Here is an 18,209-nt window from a genome sequence, read left to right on the forward strand (position 1 = left end):
AAAGAGGTCCCTCTGAATGATGAATCTCGGCTTACTCATTAATCCTATAGCCTTCAGTCTCGGCCCTATCTCCGTACACTGGTACGGAATTATTCTCGGGCTCGGCGCGCTGGCAGGCTTGCTGCTGGCGATCCAAGAGGGCAAGCGTTTCGGGCTGTCCTCCGATTTCTTTATGGACTTGCTCTTGCTTGGCGTTCCTTCAGCTATTCTCGCGGCAAGAGCCTATTTTGTTGTGTTCAAATGGGACTATTACAGCCAGAACCCAGGTGAGATTCTGGCGATCTGGAACGGTGGCATCGCCATATATGGCGCGCTGATCGGCGCGGTCATCTGTGCTGTCATTTACACGCGTAGAAAAGGGTATAGCTTCTGGCGCATCGCCGACATCTGCGCGCCGTCGTTGTTGATCGGACAGATTATCGGCCGTTGGGGCAACTTCGTCAACCAGGAAGCCTATGGCGGACCGGTAACGAGGCGTTTCTTGTCTGGTGAGCTGCATTTGCCGGATTGGATTATCAATCAAATGTATATAGGGGCGGACGGCCTTTACCACCATCCGACGTTCCTATACGAGTCGCTCTGGAACGTCTTGGGCATTCTGCTTATATTCGTTCTTCGCCGCCGTCCTTGGGTACGTGCCGGAGAGATGTTTATCACCTATTTGATCTGGTATTCTATCGGGCGCTTCTTCATTGAAGGGCTTCGCACGGACAGTCTTGCCTTCATGGGGCCATCTTGGCTATCCTCGTTCATGGATGCTCTGTGGGCTCCGATGACCGCGATGTTCCAAGCCGGTTACCTGGATCCATCCTACGGAACTGTGCGCAGTTCACAGCTGATTGCTGTACTGCTCATAATTGCTTGTGTGGTTCTTATTATCGTGCGCCGCAGCACAGGCATGGCCTCAGAGCGTTATAACGATCCAATCATCAATCGCAAAACCGGCCTTCCTGCCGGCGTGGAGCCTGGAGCGGAAGCTTCCAGCGCTTCGGCAAAACATAAGGAGAATCAAGATGAGCCGCGTAATCAAAAACCTACTGTTTGACCTAGATGGCACCATTTTGGATACAAATGAATTGATCATGCGCAGCTTCTTGCATGCGCTGGATGGAGTTGTCCCTCCCGGCTTTGGCCGGGAGCAGATGATTCCGCATATGGGTTTGACGCTGATTGATCAGATGAATTATTTTTCGGGCATGGAGGATGCTTCTCATCTAATCCCGATCTACCGTGAGATGAATATGAGACTGCATGACGAGTTGGTGAAGCCATTCCCGAACACGCTGGAGGTGCTGCAGCGGCTCAAAGAGGCGGGATACCGCCTTGGAGTGGTCACAACGAAAATTCGGATGTCGACAGACAAAGGCTTGAAGCTCACCGGCCTTTACGATCTGATGGATGCGATTGTGACCTTGGACGATGTGCAGCATGCCAAGCCGCATCCCGAGCCGGTGCAAAAGGCGATGCAATTGCTCAGCGCCGAGCCTGCGGAAACGTTCATGGTCGGCGACAGCACGGTGGACATGCAATCCGCTCTTGAGGCCGGAGCGATTCCGGTTGGGGTGGCCTGGTCGCTGAAAGGCGAGCAGTTGCTGCGGGATTACGGAGCGGTGCATGTGCTGCATGACATGCGAGATCTGTACGACCTGCTTGGACTGGAGCCTGGAACCGCTTGAGGAAGGTTGAGCGTTATCCGACGGAGGGCCCCAATGCGCTATGGCAGGTGTACCGGACGGTAAGTCGGTTCAAGGCGGTGCGCAACTTCATCGCCATCCAGATTTCCCGGTACTGCCCTTCGCTGCCCGTCAAAAACTGGATCTACCGGCATGTGCTCGGCATGAAGGTTGGTCGTACTTCCTCGTTCGCCCTCATGGTGATGGTCGATGTATTCTTTCCGGAGCGAATTACAGTCGGGGATAACTGCATCATCGGGTACAATACGACGATTTTGACACATGAGTATTTAATTCATGAGTACCGCCTTGGCGATGTGATCATCGGTTCCGATGTTATGATCGGCGCCAACACGACCATTTTGCCGGGCGTGACAATCGGAGACGGAGCGGTTGTGGCGGCTGGATCAGTCGTTCATCGGGATGTGCCTGCGGGAGCCTTTGTCGGCGGGAACCCAGCTCAAGAGATCCAGAGAAAATGATAAGAGTGTAATAAGGGGAATAATAAGGGTGTTTCTTGAAAATAAGGTAACAAATTGCTTGGATAGTTCGTCAATGAGATGAATCTTTTCAAGCAAGGGGTTGGATGGAATGCCGGGCGTAATGAACCGCTTTCGGATATTGACGATTTTGCTGGTGTTTGTCGTTGTGGCTACGGGGGCAGCCGGTGTGGCGATGCTCTTTAAAGATAAGCTGCCGCTGCTCAAGGGGCTGACACCTCGAACGAGCAGGCAATCGGAGCTGTACAAGGACTTGCAGCCGGGAACGGCGACGCCGAAAGGTCTTTACTACAAGAACAAGGTTATTGTACTGATGTACCATGATGTACGTCCCGATCCCAATGACAGCAAGTCGCTAGCGCTTAATAACTTGGATCGGCAGCTGTCGCTGTTGAAGGCGAATAATTTTAAAATTATTGATATGGACCGTTACAAGCAATTCATTCGTGGGAAGGCTTCCGTACCGGATAATGCGGTGCTTTTGACTTTCGACGACGGCTACGAGTCTTTTTATCAATACGCCTACCCGATGCTTCGCAAACATGAGTTAACGGCGACAAACTTCATTATTGCTGGCTCCATCGGCAATCGGAAGCATGCCGGTGTATCGAAGTTGACCTGGGTGCAAATCCAGCAGATGAAACAGGATGGAATCGATTTTTACAGCCATTCGTTCAACTCCCACTCGTATTCCCATGCCGAAGGACCGAAAAGCAACTTATCCGCAATGCTGGCAGGACGGATTTATCTCCCTGAGCTTGGTCGCAGGGAACGGGAAACGGAGTACGAACGCCGTATCCGCAGCGACCTGCGGCAGGCGAATGATGTTTTGCTGGAGCAGCTTGGCGTGCGTAATGATGTGATGGCATTTCCATATGGAGCGTTCTCTCGGCCGCTGTTGCAAGCATGCAAACAGGAAGGCATCGACGTGACGCTAACAGTCAAGGCGGGTCTCAATGGGCCTGGGCAATTCAACGGTTTTCGTTTGAATGCCGGAGGCATGGACAACAACCCGGACCTACAAATAGCTCTAATGAAGCAGGCGGTTCAAAAGTTGGGCAAGGCGCATTATGAGCGTCCGAGTCTCAAGTATGAACTGTTGCTGCTGCCGATTCTCGGCTTGCTGATCGGAGCGCTCTGGCTCAGAAGCGCTTGGGAGCTGGCACGGAGCCAGCGGTTGCGTAAGACGTTGATTAGTGAAACAACATAAGGTAAAACGATGCAGGAACGGCGCGGGCCGCCCCTGTCGGCAACCGCCGGCGGGGGCGGCTTTGCGGCGGTTGACGGATCGCTTGCCGCGTGATAGTATAACCCGTACCTTTACTTTATTAGCATGGTAATTTGTTAGCACATTAACGTACTAAAGTGAATATATTTAATTGCATAGTATAGGAGATAGAATAATGTCCAAACCAAAGGTGTTTGAAAAGCCGGTCGGCGTCAAGGATTACTTGCCGCTCGCTGTGACCAAGCTCCGGCAGATCGAGCGGAGTGTGCTCGACTGCATGGAGGGCTGGGGCTATGAGCAGATCATCACCCCGACGCTGGAATATTACGATACGGTGGGCGTTGCCAGCTCCACCTCTGATCAGCGGCTGTTCAAGCTGCTCAATAACCGGGGCACAACGCTAGTACTCCGCTCCGATATGACCGCGCCGATCGCGCGCGTTGTGGCGTCGCTCCTGCGCGGGCATGAATTCCCGCTGCGTTTGTCCTATCACGCCAGCGTGTTCCGGGCTTTTGAGAATGAAGCGGGGCGGGACGCGGAGTTTTTCCAGACCGGCGTTGAGCTGGTCGGTGATTCCTCCGCAGAGGCGGATGCCGAGGTAATCGCGCTGGCGATTGCCTCGCTGCAGTCGGCGGGCGTAAAACGGTTCCGCATCGCTGTCGGGCATGTCGGTTTCCTCAACGGCTTGCTGGAGGAGCTACTCCCCGGACGGGAGAGCGATCAGAGCAAGCTGAAGGATTATTTGCTGAATCGGGATCATGTTGGTTACCGCGATGAGCTCAAGCGGCTTGGGCTTGCTGAGGCTGTACAGCGCGAGCTAGAAGGGCTGCTGCGGCTGCGCGGCGGACGGGAAGTGTGTGAGCAGGCGATTGAGCTCAGCTCTAACGAGACGGCACGGCAGTCCATCGCCCATCTGCGGCAAGTGTGGGATGCGCTGGAGGCTTACGGTGTGAGCGCCCATGTGCTGATTGATCTGACTATGATTGGAGATTTCTCCTACTATACAGGAATGACGTTTGAAGGTTATGCCTCGGACCTAGGATTCCCGGTCGTAGCGGGTGGTCGGTACGACAATCTGCTGCAGCAGTTCGGGCGGCCGGCTCCGGCGACTGGTTTTGCGATTAAGACGACGCGCGTGCTTGAGCTTGTTGGCGAAGAAAGCGAACCGCAGCGGCGTATACTGATCGGCTACGACAGCGCGGGTCGTCGCCGAGCCCTTGCCGAGGCGAGGCGGCTGCGTGAGAGCGGAGCCACGGTGGTGACGGCGCAGCTTGAAGCGCCGGGTTTCCATCACGGCGATGCGCCGGCGACAAGCGGCGAGCGGTTACCGGCAACGGTCGGTGGCGAGCGATTGGACCGCAAGGCACATCGGCTGTCGGATGGTGAGTCGGTGCGGTACGGCGGACAGGTGTACGGTGTGTTTCTTTCCTTTTTTGAGGGGAACGAGAAGGGAGCAGGACTATGAGCAGTGGCAATAGAGCCCCGCAGGAATTGTTGAAGGTGGCGATGCCGAAGGGGCGGATTTACAAGCAGGCATCCCGGCTGTTCCGCGAAGCTGGACTCCTTATCCAGGATGATCTGGAGGATACGCGCAAGCTGATCATCGAGGTGCCGGACGCGGGTATGGAGTTCATTATGGCGAAGCCGGTTGATGTGCCGACTTATGTAGAATATGGTGTGGCCGACATCGGAGTAGTGGGCAAGGACGTGCTGATGGAGGAAAACAAGGACGTGTACGAGCTGCTCGATCTTGGCATTGCGCCTTGCCGCATGTCGGTTATCGGGCTGCCGGACTGGAAGCCGGTTATGAACCCGAGAGTGGCGACGAAGTACCCCAATGTAGCCTCCCAATACTTCCGCGAACGCGGCCAACAGGTAGAGGTTATCAAGTTGAACGGCTCGATTGAGTTGGCGCCGTTAATCGGCTTGGCTGACCGGATCGTGGATATGGTCGAGACCGGCCAGACGCTGCGAGACAACGGACTCGTAGAGATGGAGCCGATGTTCGGCGTAACGAGCCGGCTGATCGCCAACCGCGTCAGCTACCGGATGAAGAATGAACGTATCCAGAGCCTATGCGACCGGCTTCAGGTGACTCTTTCGGCTCGGGTGTGAGCTGACGGGCAGCAAAACGGAAGATCGGGCATGGACCGGCGCGTTCGTAAGTTTGGCAAGGAGGGCGACCATGAGCATCAAGGCTGTTGTATTCGACTTCGATGGGCTGATTATCGATACAGAGACGCCTTCTTATGAAGCGTTTGATCGGATTTATCGGGAGCATGGAGCGGAGCTGCCGCTTGAGACGTTTGCACAGTGCGTCGGCACCTCTTTCGCCGTATTTGACCCGTACGATTATTTGGAGAAGACGATTGGAAGGCCGCTAGAACGCCAATTAATCCAGTCGCGATACAATGAGATTTATACGGAAATCGTTCACGAATCCACTGTTCTGCCTGGAGTGAGAGAGAATCTACAGCGTGCCCGGGAACTTGGCCTTGCGGTCGGCTTGGCCTCTAGTTCTTCCTGGAGCTGGATCGAGCCACTTCTGAAGGCGCATGACCTGAAAGGGTATTTCAATTCTTTTCAGATGAAGGATAAAGTGAAGCGGATCAAGCCCGATCCTGAGTTGTATCTAGCTTCGCTGGCGGCGCTTGAAGTACAAGGGTACGAAGCCGTTTCGTTTGAGGATTCGTTGCACGGATTCACGGCAGCTCGTGCAGCCGGCCTGCGCACGGTCGTTATTCCTAACTCGGTTACGAGACATATGAGCTTTCCTGGAGCCGATGTACAGCTGGAGTCGATGGCGGATATGAAGCTGGATGAGCTTTTGGCGCTGATAGAGAGACGGAGCAATAACCAATTAATATAGTAATGGTGGAAAGGGGAACGGGCGATGCGGATCATGCGAGCGGAGCAGTTCAATCTTGCCCGGGAGGTAGAGTACGGAACTCCGGAGCAAAATGAGTCGGTCCGTGGGATCGTTGAGGCGGTGCGCACACGCGGCGATGAAGCACTGCTGGAGTTGACGGAGCAGTTCGACGGCGTGCAGCTGAGCGCTGCACAGCTGAGGGTGACCGACGAGGAAATCAATGCGGCCTATGATCGGGTGGAGCCCGACTTCCTAGACGCACTGCGGGGGGCTTCCGCCAACATTCGGGCCTACCACGAGCGGCAGCGTCGCCAGTCCTGGATGGATGTGCAGCCGGACGGCACGGTGCTTGGCCAGGTAATCCGACCACTAAAGCGGGTCGGTGTTTATGTACCGGGCGGCAAGGCAGCTTATCCGTCCTCTGTGCTAATGAATGTCATTCCGGCACAGGTGGCTGGCGTTCCGGAGATCGTCATGGTGACGCCTCCGGCGACCGGCGGCAAACCGGGCATCGACCCGTATATTCTCGTCGCAGCGGCGGAAGCCGGCGTTAAAGAGATGTACAGGGTCGGCGGAGCGCAGGCGGTTGCGGCGCTGGCTTACGGTACGGAATCAATTGCTCCCGTGGACAAAATCTGCGGACCGGGCAATATCTTTGTGGCGTTGGCGAAGCGCGCTGTATTCGGCGCTGTGGACATCGACAGCCTGGCGGGACCGAGCGAAATTGCGGTGTTGGCCGACGATACAGCAGACCCGGTTTATGTGGCCGCGGATTTACTTTCACAGGCAGAGCATGACGAGATGGCGTCGAGTATTTTGATTACGCCGTCGGAGCGGCTGGCCGAGGAAGTAAGTGTCGAGGTGGAGCGCCAATTGGTGCTGCTGCCGCGAGCAGCCATTGCGCGGGAATCAATTGACCGTCACGGCGCTATTTTGCTCGTGGACTCGCTGCAAGCGGGCATCGAGGTTGTAAACCGCATGGCGCCTGAGCATTTGGAGGTGCTGACGGCGGATCCGATGAGCCTGTTAGGCTCCATCGAGAACGCCGGTGCGATATTCCTCGGGCCTTACAGCTCAGAGCCGGTAGGCGATTACTTCGCTGGACCTAATCATATTATTCCGACCAACGGCACGGCGCGGTTCAGCTCGCCGGTGAACGTGGATGATTTTATCAAAAAATCGAGCCTTATCTCCTACAGCCGCGAAGCGCTGCTGCGCGACGGCGCTCACATCATGACACTGGCCCGCCATGAAGGCCTGGAAGGCCATGCACGGGCAATTGAGGTGCGGCTGGAGAAGGAAGCAGGAGCGGCAGCGGTTGATGCGGCCGCACAACAGACGATTAAAGGAAAGAAGGCATAGAGATGGCGACTGGGGACAACGGGCGGGACATCCGCCGCGCCGAGGTGGCGCGCAAAACGAATGAGACGGATATTAAGCTGGCTTTCTCCGTGGATGGTACTGGTGTATCGGAGATCGAGACGGATGTGCCTTTCATGAACCATATGCTGGATCTGTTCACGAAGCATGGCCAGTTCGACCTGAAGGTCGACGCGCGCGGCGATGTTGATATCGATGACCACCATACAGTGGAGGATATCGGTATTTGTCTCGGTCGGACACTGGCCGAAGCGCTTGGCGACAAACGTGGCATCAAGCGGTACGCCAGCGTATTCGTGCCTATGGATGAGGCACTCGCCCAGGTCATCATCGACCTGAGTAACCGGCCTCATTTTGAATATCGTGCGGAGTATCCGTCCCAGCAAGTAGGCAGCTTCTCCACAGAGCTTGTACATGAGTTTCTCTGGAAGCTGGCGCTGGAAGGGCGATTTACGCTGCATGTCATCGTCCACTACGGCAAAAACACGCATCATATGATCGAAGCGGTATTCAAAGCGCTTGGACGCGCGCTTGACGAGGCGACGTCGATTGATCCGCGCGTGCAGGGAGTGCCTTCGACCAAAGGAGTGCTGTAGGATGATTGCCATCATCGACTACGGTCTCGGCAATCTACACAGCGTCAGCAAAGCGGTGGAGCGGCTCGGCTTCGAGGTGGTCGTAACTTCCGATAAAGCGGAAATTCTCCGCGCAGATGGAGCGATGTTGCCTGGTGTCGGTGCATTCGGCGACGCGATGGACTTTTTGCGCGAGAGCGGCATGGATGAGGCGACACGTGCTTTTGCCGCATCCGGCAAGCCGTTGCTCGGCATCTGTCTCGGCATGCAACTGCTGTTCAGCGAAGGCGAGGAGCATGGGAATCATCAGGGGCTCGGCTTGCTGCCGGGCCGGATTGTTCGTTTTCAGGGCGACTACAAAATCCCTCATATGGGCTGGAATCGCTTGGAGTTCCGACGCGAGAGCCCACTGGTAGCAGGTCTGGAAGAGGGGCATGTCTACTTCGTTCACTCTTACCACGCGCTGCCGGAGCAGCAATCCGATCTGATCGCGGTGGCGGATTACCATCAGCCAGTGACAGCGATTGTCGGCCGTGCCAATGTGATGGGCATGCAGTTCCATCCCGAGAAAAGCGGTGAGCTCGGCATGCAGCTGCTGCGCAATTTCCTGGAGCTGGCCAGGCGGCCGGCAGCTTCTGTTGTGGAGAGCCTAGAGAGCTAAAAGCTAGAGAACTAGAGAGATCAACAACGATCTGGAGGAATCATGATGTCTAAGTTCACGATCTATCCCGCGATTGATATTCGCGGAGGCAAGGCGGTCCGTCTCGTGCAGGGCGACTATAGCCAAGAGACGGTTTACAACGACAGTCCGGTCAGTGCAGCGCGCGACTGGGAGGCACAAGGTGCTTCCTGGATTCACCTCGTTGATCTTGATGGAGCCAAAGCGGGCCATCCGGTCAATGCTGAACTGATTGCTGAGATTGCACGTTCCGTGCAAGTGCCGGTGCAGCTTGGCGGCGGTTTGCGTACTGAAGCCGATGTAGAGCTGCTGCTAACGCTCGGCGTAACCCGCGTCATTCTCGGCACAGCGGCGATTGAGGACCGCGACTTCGTCGAGCGTGTGCTGGCGAAGCACGGCGACCGCGTAGCTATCGGCATCGATGCTCGCGACGGTTATGTCGCTACGCGAGGCTGGCTCGAGACGTCGGAAGTGAAAGCGGAGGAGCTGGCCAAGGAACTGGCAGGCAAAGGCGCTGGAACATTTATTTTCACCGATATTTCCCGTGACGGCATGATGGAAGGCCCTAATGTGGAGGCGATCCGCTCATTGGCGGCATATTCAGGAGCTAGAGTTATTGCCTCAGGCGGCGTGAGCCGGATCGAGGATCTGCGCGCACTGTCGCAATATGCGGAACAGGGCATCAGCGGCGCTATCGTTGGCAAAGCGCTGTACACGGGTGCGATCTCGCTTGCGGATGCGGTTCAAGAGCTTCAGCCCGAGCAGTAGGGACTAGTAGAGAAGAGGTGGGCCCATGCTGGCTAAACGTATCATACCTTGCTTGGATGTAAAGGACGGACGCGTCGTCAAAGGCGTTAACTTTGTCAATCTGCGGGACGCCGGTGATCCGGTTGAACTCGCTTCCATATATGACCGCGAGGGCGCGGATGAGCTTGTTTTCTTGGACATTTCCGCTTCGGTGGAAGGTCGGGCAACGATGATTGAGGTCGTTCGCCGCACCGCAGGCGAAATTACGATTCCGTTCACGGTCGGCGGAGGCATCTCCGCTACGGACGATATGAAACGTATTTTGCGCGCGGGAGCGGACAAGATCGGCATCAATACGGCGGCTGTACTTAATCCACAGCTGATCTCCGATGGAGCGCGCCGCTTTGGCTCGCAGTGCATCGTCGTTGCTGTAGACGCTAAGTTCAACCCGGAATGGGGAGAATGGGAAGTCTACACGCATGGCGGCCGCAAACCTGCCGGCATTCGCGCTTTGGAGTGGGTGCGCCGTGCGGAGCAACTTGGAGCAGGCGAACTGCTGCTGACGAGCATGGACGCAGACGGCACGAAGGATGGCTTCGACATCGCCCTCACTCGGGCGGTGTCGCAATCGGTTGGCATCCCGGTCATCGCCTCTGGCGGTGCGGGACGTAAGGAGCATTTTGGCGAGGTGTTCCGGGAAGGACTCGCCGATGCTGGACTGGCAGCGACTATTTTTCACTATAAGGAGCTGACGATCGGCGAAGTGAAGGATGAGCTGCGCCGGGAAGGAGTGGAGATGCGATGAGCCAGAACGACAATGCGAGCACCGAACTGACAGGGAGCGGGAGCGCCAATGCGGTCGCACCAGGGCAAGAGCTGGAACTCAATCTCACCGCAATCAAGTACGACAGCAGCGGCCTTGTACCGGCAATTGTGCAGGATGCGGTAACGAAGGAAGTGCTGATGCTTGCGTACATGAGCGAGGAATCTCTGGAGCTGTCGCTCGAAAGCGGCGAAACTTGGTATTGGAGCCGTTCGCGCCAAGAGCTGTGGCATAAAGGCGCAACGAGCGGCCATACGCAGCGCATCCGCTCCATCCACTACGATTGCGACGGCGATACGCTGCTCGTGCGTGTGGATCAGATCGGACCTGCCTGCCATACCGGCTCGTACAGTTGCTTCAACAACCCACTGCCTGTGCGCGGTCGGCAAGAGGTTGCAGATGAGGTGGTAAGCGGTGACCGCTTCGCTATGCTCGGCGAGCTGGAGCGGACGATCGGTGAGCGTTATGCGGAGCGGCCGGAAGGTGCGTATACGACGTATTTGTTCGAGAAGGGTTTGGACAAAATTCTCAAAAAGCTTGGCGAGGAAAGTGTCGAGGTCGTCATCGCCGCCAAAAACGGCGACAACGAGGAGCTTCGCTCTGAGGCTGGCGACATGATCTTCCATCTGATGGTGCTGCTTCGCGAGCGCGGCTTATCTCTGGACGAGGTGATGGCCGTGCTGCGGGAACGCCATGGCAAGCCTACTTCAAATAAGATGAATCGATAACAAGGGAGCGCGGCGGATGAACGAAACGGCGATTCGAATCGACTATCATACCCATCACGAACGCTGCGGTCATGCTGTTGGCAAGCTGGAGGAGTATGTGCAGCAGGGCATTCGCAAGGGTCTGTCACAGCTTGGCTTGTCGGATCATATGCCGCTGCTCCATGTGAAGCCGGAGGAGTATTACCCGGAAATGGCTATGCCGATGGAGGAGCTTCCCCGCTATGTGGAGGAGGTGCTCCAGCTGCGAGAGAAGTACCGTGGCCAAATCGACATCCGTCTTGGTCTCGAAGGTGACTATATCGAAGGTTATGAAGAGCAGATTTCTGCAATCATTGAAGCTTATCCTTGGGATTATGTCATCGGCTCGGTGCATTTTCTCGGAACATGGGATATTACCGACTATCGGCAAACTGCTGGGTGGGAAGGGAAAAATCGCCTTGAAGTGTACGAGCGCTACTATGATGCCGTCGTTAAGGCAGCCAAGAGCGGCTTCTATGATTATATCGGGCATATCGATGTCATCAAGCGTTTCGGCTACATCCCTGAAGAAGATGTGACCCATCTGGAAGATGCGGCGTTAGAGACGGTCAGTGCGGCGGGCATGGCAATTGAGCTGAATGCCTCTGGGCTGCGCATGCCTTGTGCGGAGATGTTTCCAGGCCCTCGAATGCTGCAAAAGGCGCGCGAATTAGGCATTCCAGTGACTATCGGCTCTGACTGTCATCAGCCGGAACGGCTGGAGCAATATCTTCCAGAGGCGCGTGAAGCGCTGAGAAATGCTGGTTTTACGGAGCTGCTCACCTTGCAACGTCGCAAACGGGTTATGATTCCTTTTTGAAATCTGGCGCGCAAGATGTATAATAGATCTGTCGAACATGCAGAGGTTTAGCAGGATGCTGTCAAATTTTTGGTTGGAACGCTCAGGAGGGTATCATGTTTAGCGACAAGTTGCGAATTTTCTCGGGTTCTTCGAACCCGGGACTGGCGAGAAAAATCAGCTCGGAGCTGGGGCTGCCGCTGGGAGCTATTACAATCTCCCGATTCAAAAGCGGTGAGGTTTATTGCCACTATGAGGAGACGATCCGGAACTGCCACGTGTTCCTGGTTCAATCGTTCTCCCACCCCATCAACGAGAACTTGGTGGAGCTGCTCGTCATGATCGATGCTGCTAAGCGTGCATCGGCCAAGACGATCAACATCATCATGCCGTATTATGGTTATGCGCGTCAGGAGCGCAAGTCCGCGCCGCGCGAACCGATCTCAGCCAAGATGCTGGCAGATATTCTGACGACTGTCGGGGCGACCCGCATCATCACGATTGATCTTCACGCTCCAGCCATTCAAGGTTTCTTCAACATTCCTGTGGATCATCTGACGGCGCTGGATCTGATCAGCGATCATCTTAAGAGCAAAAACATCAAGAATCCCGTTGTCGTTTCCCCTGATGCCGGACGGGCCTCCACTGCGGAAAAGTTGGCCAATTACCTGGATTCGCCTTTCGCAATCATGATCAAAAAACGCCCGACCCACAACGAGTCCGTCATCACGCATGTCATTGGCGATGTCGAGGGACAAACCCCGATCATCATCGAGGATCTCATTGATACTGGTTCAACGATTGTTAATGTCGTTGAAGGGCTGAAGGAGCGCGGCGCGGAAGACGTTTACGTCTGTGCGACGCATCCGTTGTTCTCGGGCAACGCCCTCCAGAAGCTGGACCATCCGCTCATCAGAGAGGTCGTCGTGACTGACTCCATCGCGCTTCCGGAGATTCGCTCCGATCGCTTCAAGGTGCTTTCCGTCGCTCCGATGCTGGCGGACGCTACCAAGATCATCATGCAGGGCGGCTCAATTAGCACCCTGTTCAAAAACGCTGGCGTTTAAGCCAGCAGCACTTCCGAAGAACGGAAGGTCCCGACGACCTTCCGTTTTTTTATGTTTTTGACAGGGTATAAATAGAAGTTAATAGAGTCAAGCCGTCCAAGGGACGGTCTAGCTCTATTGGTTATAGAGCATTTTCTACCGTGTAAGGAAAGGCGTGTTATGGTATAATCATATGCATTCGATTTAAGCAGGATGAAACAAGGAGGTGCCTTGTCTGGTGAAAGAGGACAACAGGGCGGCTGCGGACCAGGCAGCGAAGATTATACCGATCCAGTGGGACGCAACGTTCTTTTTCGAGCGCGCGGTGCGCTCGATGGACCGCTATCACTACGATAAGGCGCTGAAATATTTCCGTCTTGCAGTAGAATACGAGCCGGAAAATCCAGTAAATCATTGTAATCTTGCCGGCATCTTGTCGGAGATGGGGCAATATGAGGAATCCAACCGGATTCTCGTAGAGATTTTGGAGACGCTGGATCCGCTAATGACAGAATGTTTTTTCTATATGGCCAACAACTTCGCCAACATGGAACAATACGAGAAGGCGGAGCGGTCGCTGCTGCGCTACCTCGAAGAGGATGAGGAAGGACACTACTTGGACGACGCCGAGGAAATGATGGAGCTGCTTCAATACGAGCTCAAGCGGCCGTCCAAGATCGTCACCATCAAGGCCCGGCAAGGGTTTGCCGAGCATGATCAAGCTCGCGTAATGCTCGAAGAAGGCAAGTTTGCCCAAGCGGTCAAGCTGCTTGAGTCTATCGTCGAGAGCAATGGAGAATTCATGGCGGCGCGCAACAATCTTGCGCTCGCTTATTACTATATGGGTCGGTTCGATCGCGCAATGGAAGCGATCAAGCAGGCGCTGGAGCAGGAGGAGGGCAATCTTCATGCCCTCTGCAATCTGGCGATTTTTTACCAGCATGCGAATGATCAAGAGAACTTAGTTGCGCTCGCCGATCAACTGCGGCGGATGGTTCCTTTTCATCAGGAACATGTGTTTAAATTGGCCACCACGATGGGCATTCTAGGGGAGCATGAGTGCGCGCTCAGACATTTTCGTCGCTTGCTGAAGGATGGCTCGGGCGAGAGAGACGCATCTCTGTATCATTATGCCGCTGTGGCTGCCGTCCATTCGGATCGCCTCGCAGAGGCGGAGCAGCTATGGCAACAGGCCGCGCGCCGTGATCCAAAGTCCGATGTAGCTCGCTACTATTTGGAGCAGCTCGCTCAGGCTCGCGAAGGCAGCCAGAAGCTGGCGGCAAGTTACCATTACCATCTGCCGTTCGAGGAGCAGTTCCGGATGTGGGAGCGGCTGCCGGGCACGATGCCGGATGGGATGAAGAGCAATCCCCTTGTACGCTCCTCCTTCTTCTGGGCGCTTCGTCACGGGGACCGCAAGACTAAGCTGCAGGTCATTCAGGCGCTCGGCCTGATCGCTGACAGTGAAGTCCAGGAAGCGCTGAAGGCGTTGCTCTTGGAGCCGGAGGAAGATGATGATCTGAAGCGATTGGCGCTGTTCGTGCTCCGTTCAATCGGAGTGTCGGAGCCGGTACCGGCTGTACTGGGAGGCAAGCGTAAGCTTGTCGGCTCTGTGGCCGACTCTGCTGCGGCAGCCGACAGACTGCCGGATTGGGAGCCAGTTTGGCAGCGGGTGCTCGACACGGCGTTTCTGCGCATGGGGAATGAATATGGTTTGCTGCAGCAATATGATTTGATGAAGCTGTGGTTGGACTATTTAACACGTGTTTATCCCGATGTGCCTAAGCTGGCGAAGCCGGAAAGCTGGTCTGCAGCTCTGGAATACCTGACAGCCAAGCATCATAGGCGTGCAGTCTCCTACCAGGAAGTTGCGGAACGGTACGGAGCTTCTGCGGCGACGGTCAGTAAACATGCCAAGCGAATTGATGAGATTTGTGGAGTCAAGGAATAGTGATTCCGTGCCTGTAACCTTCTGGATGAACGTTTCATGAAATAAAGCTGGTAGCTTTGACGGATAGCCCTGCGATGGATTAGAATAAGAATAATTATAATCAAGCAGGCAATCGAGGAGGAGTTTCACCATGTACAAATCCATTATTATCGGTACCGGCCCATCCGGACTTACCGCTGCCATTTATCTTGCCCGTGCTAACATGAACCCGCTCGTTATTGAAGGCCCAGAGCCAGGCGGACAGCTTACTACGACGACTGAGGTTGAGAACTTCCCTGGCTTCCCAGAAGGCATCATGGGTCCAGACCTCATGGCTAACATGCGTAAGCAGGCGGAGCGTTTCGGCGCGGAGTTCCGTACGGGCTGGGTTAATAGCGTTGATCTTTCGGAGCGTCCATTCAAAATTCAGGTAGAAGGCCAAGGAGAGCTTGTAGCGGAATCGCTCATCATCTCCACCGGCGCATCTGCCCGTTACCTTGGGATTCCTGGCGAGAAGGAGAACGTCGGTCGCGGCGTCAGCACTTGTGCAACTTGTGATGGCTTCTTCTTCCGTGGCAAAAAGATCATCGTGGTCGGCGGTGGCGACTCCGCAATGGAAGAAGCAAACTTCCTGACCCGCTTCGCGACAAATGTTGAGTTGGTTCATCGCCGCGACGAAATGCGCGCTTCCAAAATCATGCAAGACCGCGCTCGCGAGAACGAAAAAATCAATATGGCGCTTAACCGCACACCGCTTGAAGTAGTAGCCGGCCCTATGGGCGTAACTGCTCTCAAAGTGCGCAACAACGAGACAAGCCAAGAAGAGCTCATTGAGACGGACGGCATCTTCGTTGCAATCGGCCACACGCCTAACACGAAGTTCCTCGGCGGTCAGATCGAGACGGATGAGCATGGTTATATCGTTGTGAAGCCGGGAACGACCGAAACGAATGTGCCGGGCGTGTACGCATGCGGCGATGTACAGGATACGAAGTATCGCCAGGCGATTACGGCTGCAGGCAGCGGCTGTCAGGCAGCGCTGGACTGCGAGAAGTTCCTCGAGGGCTCGATGGTTCATGACTGGAGCCAATCGCTTTAATTTTCAGCGGACCTAAGTTTGGGGCGTTCTCCGTCTAATTGGACGGAGAACGCTTTTTTGTATGCCTCTTACAGAAGCTAGTTTATTAGGGAAAAACCTGCATCTGCTAGCTTTGTAGCAAGGCTGTGACGCGGTTCACCGGGCTGCGTTGTTACCTTGACCTCGGACATACCTTGGCTTATAGTAGCTAAAGAAGTTAAACTTAATCATTTGAGGTGGCTATCACATGTCAGAGACGATCTACGTTGGAGCAGATATTGGCGGCACCACCATTAAAGTTGGAGTATGCAGCGCGGTGGGCGATTTGCTCCAAACGTATGAAGGCCCGACCGAGGCGAGCCAAGGAGCGGACCGCATTGTCGACAATATCGTGAAGTATGTTCACTATGTTGTAGAGACGAGCGGATATGCCTGGGAGCAGGTGGGCGGCGTCGGAGTCGGTATTGCCGGATTCTTAGACATTCCGAATGGCATTGTGAAGTTCTCCAACAATTTAAATATTCGCAATGTCCCTCTGAAGCAGCAATTGGGGGAGAAACTCGGCGTGACCGTCAAGGTCAACAATGACGCCAACGTTGCCGCACTAGGAGAAGCATGGGCCGGAGCTGGCCGCGGCATCGCAAACTGTGTCTGTTATACACTCGGTACTGGAGTTGGCGGCGGCGTTATCGTCAACGGCCGTATTTATGAAGGTTTCGGCGGCATGGCTGGCGAGCTTGGTCATATGGCGATCGTGCCTGATCTGGAAGCGATTCAATGTACTTGCGGCATGACTGGCTGCCTGGAGACGGTCTCCTCGGCGACCGGCATTATCCGTATGGCTAAGGACGCAGTTGAGCGCGGCGACAAAACGAGTCTTTCTCTCGTGCCGGACATCATGGCGAAGGAAGTTATCGACGCGGCGAAAGCCGGCGACGAGGTGGCAGCTCGCATCGTTAACCGGGCGGCGTACTATTTGGGTCGTTCGATGGCGGCAACGGCGGTCATCTTGAACCCGCAGCGCTTCATCATCGGCGGCGGCGTAGCCAAAGCCGGCGACTTCCTGTTCGACCAGATCCGTGAAGTATTTGCTAAATATACGCAAGAGCAAGCAAAAGAAGGCGTAGAAATCGTCGCTGCAACGCTTGGCAATAATGCCGGGGTTGTCGGTGCGGCTGGCTTGATTCTGCGTTCCTAGTGACTTCCAGGGAGTGATTCGGGGGAAGAGCTCAGTCCAGGAAGGGGAATCCCGATGGAAATCAATACACCACAGCTCGTCATTATTACCGGCATGTCCGGAGCAGGCAAAACAATCGCAGTGCAAAGCCTCGAGGATCTCGGCTTCTTTTGCGTGGACAACTTGCCACCGGTACTCATTCCGAAGTTCGCGGAGCTGATCGACGGCTCAAGCGGCAAAATCGCTAAAGTTGCGCTCGTCATCGACTTGCGCGGTCGTGAGTTTTTCACCGCTCTATCGGAATCGCTGGAGCATATTCGGACTCATTTTACAATTCCATATGAGATTCTATTCCTTGATGCTACGGACAGCGTGCTGGTGCGCCGCTACAAGGAAAGCCGCCGCCGTCATCCGCTCGCACCGGAGGGCTTGCCTCTGGACGGCATCGCTATGGAACGCCGCTTGCTTGAGGAGCTGAAGGATTCGGCTACGCAGATCATCGAGACGAGCAACCTCAAGCCGGCGCAGCTCAAGGAAGCGATTATTTCTCGCTTTACGAACGCGAAGCAAGCGCAGTTTTCGATTAATGTGACTTCTTTCGGCTTCAAATACGGCATTCCGATCGATGCCGACCTGATTTATGATGTGCGTTTTCTGCCGAATCCGCATTATGTAGAGACTCTACGTCCACGCACAGGCCAAGACCCAGATGTATATGATTATGTTATGAAGTGGCCGGATACCCAGATGTTCTTGACCAAGCTCCTGGATATGTTACAATTCCTGATCCCTCTTTATCATAAAGAAGGCAAAAGCCAGGTCGTCATTGGCATCGGTTGTACCGGGGGTAAGCACCGCTCCGTGGCCATAGCGGAATATCTCGGGCGCATGCTCGGCAGCAGCGAGACGGAGACAGTCCGGGTAAGCCATCGCGATGCTGACCGTGACCGCCCTTAAGG

General features: G+C 55.2%; 19 protein-coding genes. All 19 read left to right on the forward strand.

What is annotated here, in order from left to right; translation table 11 throughout:
- Nucleotides 1–16 precede the first annotated feature (16 nt).
- The 19 genes from lgt to rapZ all read left to right on the forward strand — a co-directional run bounded on the left by lgt (nt 17) and on the right by rapZ (nt 18,207).
- Nucleotides 17–1,045, forward strand: coding sequence for a prolipoprotein diacylglyceryl transferase (gene lgt / locus CGZ75_RS17675; RefSeq protein ID WP_425436504.1), 1,029 nt, complete (start codon nt 17–19; stop codon nt 1,043–1,045).
- A complete protein-coding gene (ppaX, locus tag CGZ75_RS17680; protein ID WP_089525535.1) occupies nt 1,014–1,676 on the forward strand; it encodes a pyrophosphatase PpaX in 663 nt (220 codons plus the stop codon). The genes lgt and ppaX overlap by 32 nt, the downstream gene beginning before the upstream one ends.
- The gene (locus CGZ75_RS17685; RefSeq protein ID WP_089525536.1) at nt 1,673–2,155 is read left to right on the forward strand and encodes an acyltransferase; all 483 of its coding nucleotides are present in this window, start codon (nt 1,673–1,675) and stop codon (nt 2,153–2,155) included. Before ppaX ends, CGZ75_RS17685 begins: the two co-directional genes overlap by 4 nt.
- A 109-nt stretch (nt 2,156–2,264) precedes the next feature.
- Nucleotides 2,265–3,383, forward strand: a complete 1,119-nt coding sequence (locus tag CGZ75_RS17690) for a polysaccharide deacetylase family protein (protein WP_089525537.1) — start codon at nt 2,265–2,267, stop codon at nt 3,381–3,383.
- Nucleotides 3,384–3,576: 193 nt separating this feature from the next.
- On the forward strand, nt 3,577–4,866 hold the full coding sequence (locus CGZ75_RS17695; RefSeq protein ID WP_089525538.1) for an ATP phosphoribosyltransferase regulatory subunit: 1,290 nt from the start codon (nt 3,577–3,579) through the stop codon (nt 4,864–4,866).
- Nucleotides 4,863–5,516 (forward strand): ATP phosphoribosyltransferase, encoded by a 654-nt coding sequence (hisG, locus tag CGZ75_RS17700; protein WP_089525539.1) that lies wholly within the window; start codon nt 4,863–4,865, stop codon nt 5,514–5,516. The genes CGZ75_RS17695 and hisG overlap by 4 nt, the downstream gene beginning before the upstream one ends.
- A gap of 70 nt (nt 5,517–5,586) precedes the next feature.
- Nucleotides 5,587–6,270: an HAD family hydrolase gene (locus tag CGZ75_RS17705; RefSeq protein ID WP_089525540.1), complete on the forward strand. Its 684-nt coding sequence runs from the start codon at nt 5,587–5,589 to the stop codon at nt 6,268–6,270.
- A gap of 24 nt (nt 6,271–6,294) precedes the next feature.
- On the forward strand, nt 6,295–7,632 hold the full coding sequence (gene hisD, locus CGZ75_RS17710; protein ID WP_089525541.1) for a histidinol dehydrogenase: 1,338 nt from the start codon (nt 6,295–6,297) through the stop codon (nt 7,630–7,632).
- A gap of 2 nt (nt 7,633–7,634) precedes the next feature.
- Nucleotides 7,635–8,246 carry an imidazoleglycerol-phosphate dehydratase HisB gene (gene hisB, locus CGZ75_RS17715; RefSeq protein WP_089525542.1) on the forward strand — a complete coding sequence of 204 codons (612 nt, stop codon included), beginning with the start codon at nt 7,635–7,637 and terminating at the stop codon, nt 8,244–8,246.
- Between the two features lies 1 nt (nt 8,247).
- A complete protein-coding gene (gene hisH / locus CGZ75_RS17720; protein WP_089525543.1) occupies nt 8,248–8,886 on the forward strand; it encodes an imidazole glycerol phosphate synthase subunit HisH in 639 nt (212 codons plus the stop codon).
- 45 nt (nt 8,887–8,931) lie between these two features.
- Entirely contained in the window at nt 8,932–9,672 is a 741-nt protein-coding gene (hisA, locus tag CGZ75_RS17725; protein ID WP_176444925.1) for a 1-(5-phosphoribosyl)-5-[(5-phosphoribosylamino)methylideneamino]imidazole-4-carboxamide isomerase, read from the forward strand.
- 25 nt (nt 9,673–9,697) lie between these two features.
- Nucleotides 9,698–10,456, forward strand: coding sequence for an imidazole glycerol phosphate synthase subunit HisF (hisF, locus tag CGZ75_RS17730; protein ID WP_089525545.1), 759 nt, complete (start codon nt 9,698–9,700; stop codon nt 10,454–10,456).
- Nucleotides 10,453–11,202, forward strand: coding sequence for a bifunctional phosphoribosyl-AMP cyclohydrolase/phosphoribosyl-ATP diphosphatase HisIE (hisIE, locus tag CGZ75_RS17735; protein ID WP_089525546.1), 750 nt, complete (start codon nt 10,453–10,455; stop codon nt 11,200–11,202). The genes hisF and hisIE overlap by 4 nt, the downstream gene beginning before the upstream one ends.
- Nucleotides 11,203–11,233: 31 nt before the next feature.
- Nucleotides 11,234–12,040 carry a histidinol-phosphatase HisJ gene (gene hisJ / locus CGZ75_RS17740; RefSeq protein ID WP_089525959.1) on the forward strand — a complete coding sequence of 269 codons (807 nt, stop codon included), beginning with the start codon at nt 11,234–11,236 and terminating at the stop codon, nt 12,038–12,040.
- A gap of 95 nt (nt 12,041–12,135) precedes the next feature.
- A complete protein-coding gene (locus CGZ75_RS17745; RefSeq protein ID WP_089525547.1) occupies nt 12,136–13,086 on the forward strand; it encodes a ribose-phosphate diphosphokinase in 951 nt (316 codons plus the stop codon).
- 217 nt (nt 13,087–13,303) lie between these two features.
- Entirely contained in the window at nt 13,304–15,016 is a 1,713-nt protein-coding gene (locus CGZ75_RS17750; RefSeq protein WP_089525548.1) for a tetratricopeptide repeat protein, read from the forward strand.
- A 130-nt stretch (nt 15,017–15,146) separates the two neighbouring features.
- The gene (gene trxB / locus CGZ75_RS17755; protein WP_089525549.1) at nt 15,147–16,094 is read left to right on the forward strand and encodes a thioredoxin-disulfide reductase; all 948 of its coding nucleotides are present in this window, start codon (nt 15,147–15,149) and stop codon (nt 16,092–16,094) included.
- 226 nt (nt 16,095–16,320) lie between these two features.
- A complete protein-coding gene (locus CGZ75_RS17760; RefSeq protein WP_089525550.1) occupies nt 16,321–17,271 on the forward strand; it encodes an ROK family glucokinase in 951 nt (316 codons plus the stop codon).
- 54 nt (nt 17,272–17,325) lie between these two features.
- Entirely contained in the window at nt 17,326–18,207 is an 882-nt protein-coding gene (rapZ, locus tag CGZ75_RS17765) for an RNase adapter RapZ (RefSeq protein WP_089525551.1), read from the forward strand.
- Nucleotides 18,208–18,209 lie beyond the last annotated feature (2 nt).

The sequence above is a fragment of the Paenibacillus herberti genome (assembly GCF_002233675.1).
In the GTDB taxonomy this organism is placed as follows: domain Bacteria; phylum Bacillota; class Bacilli; order Paenibacillales; family Paenibacillaceae; genus Paenibacillus_O; species Paenibacillus_O herberti.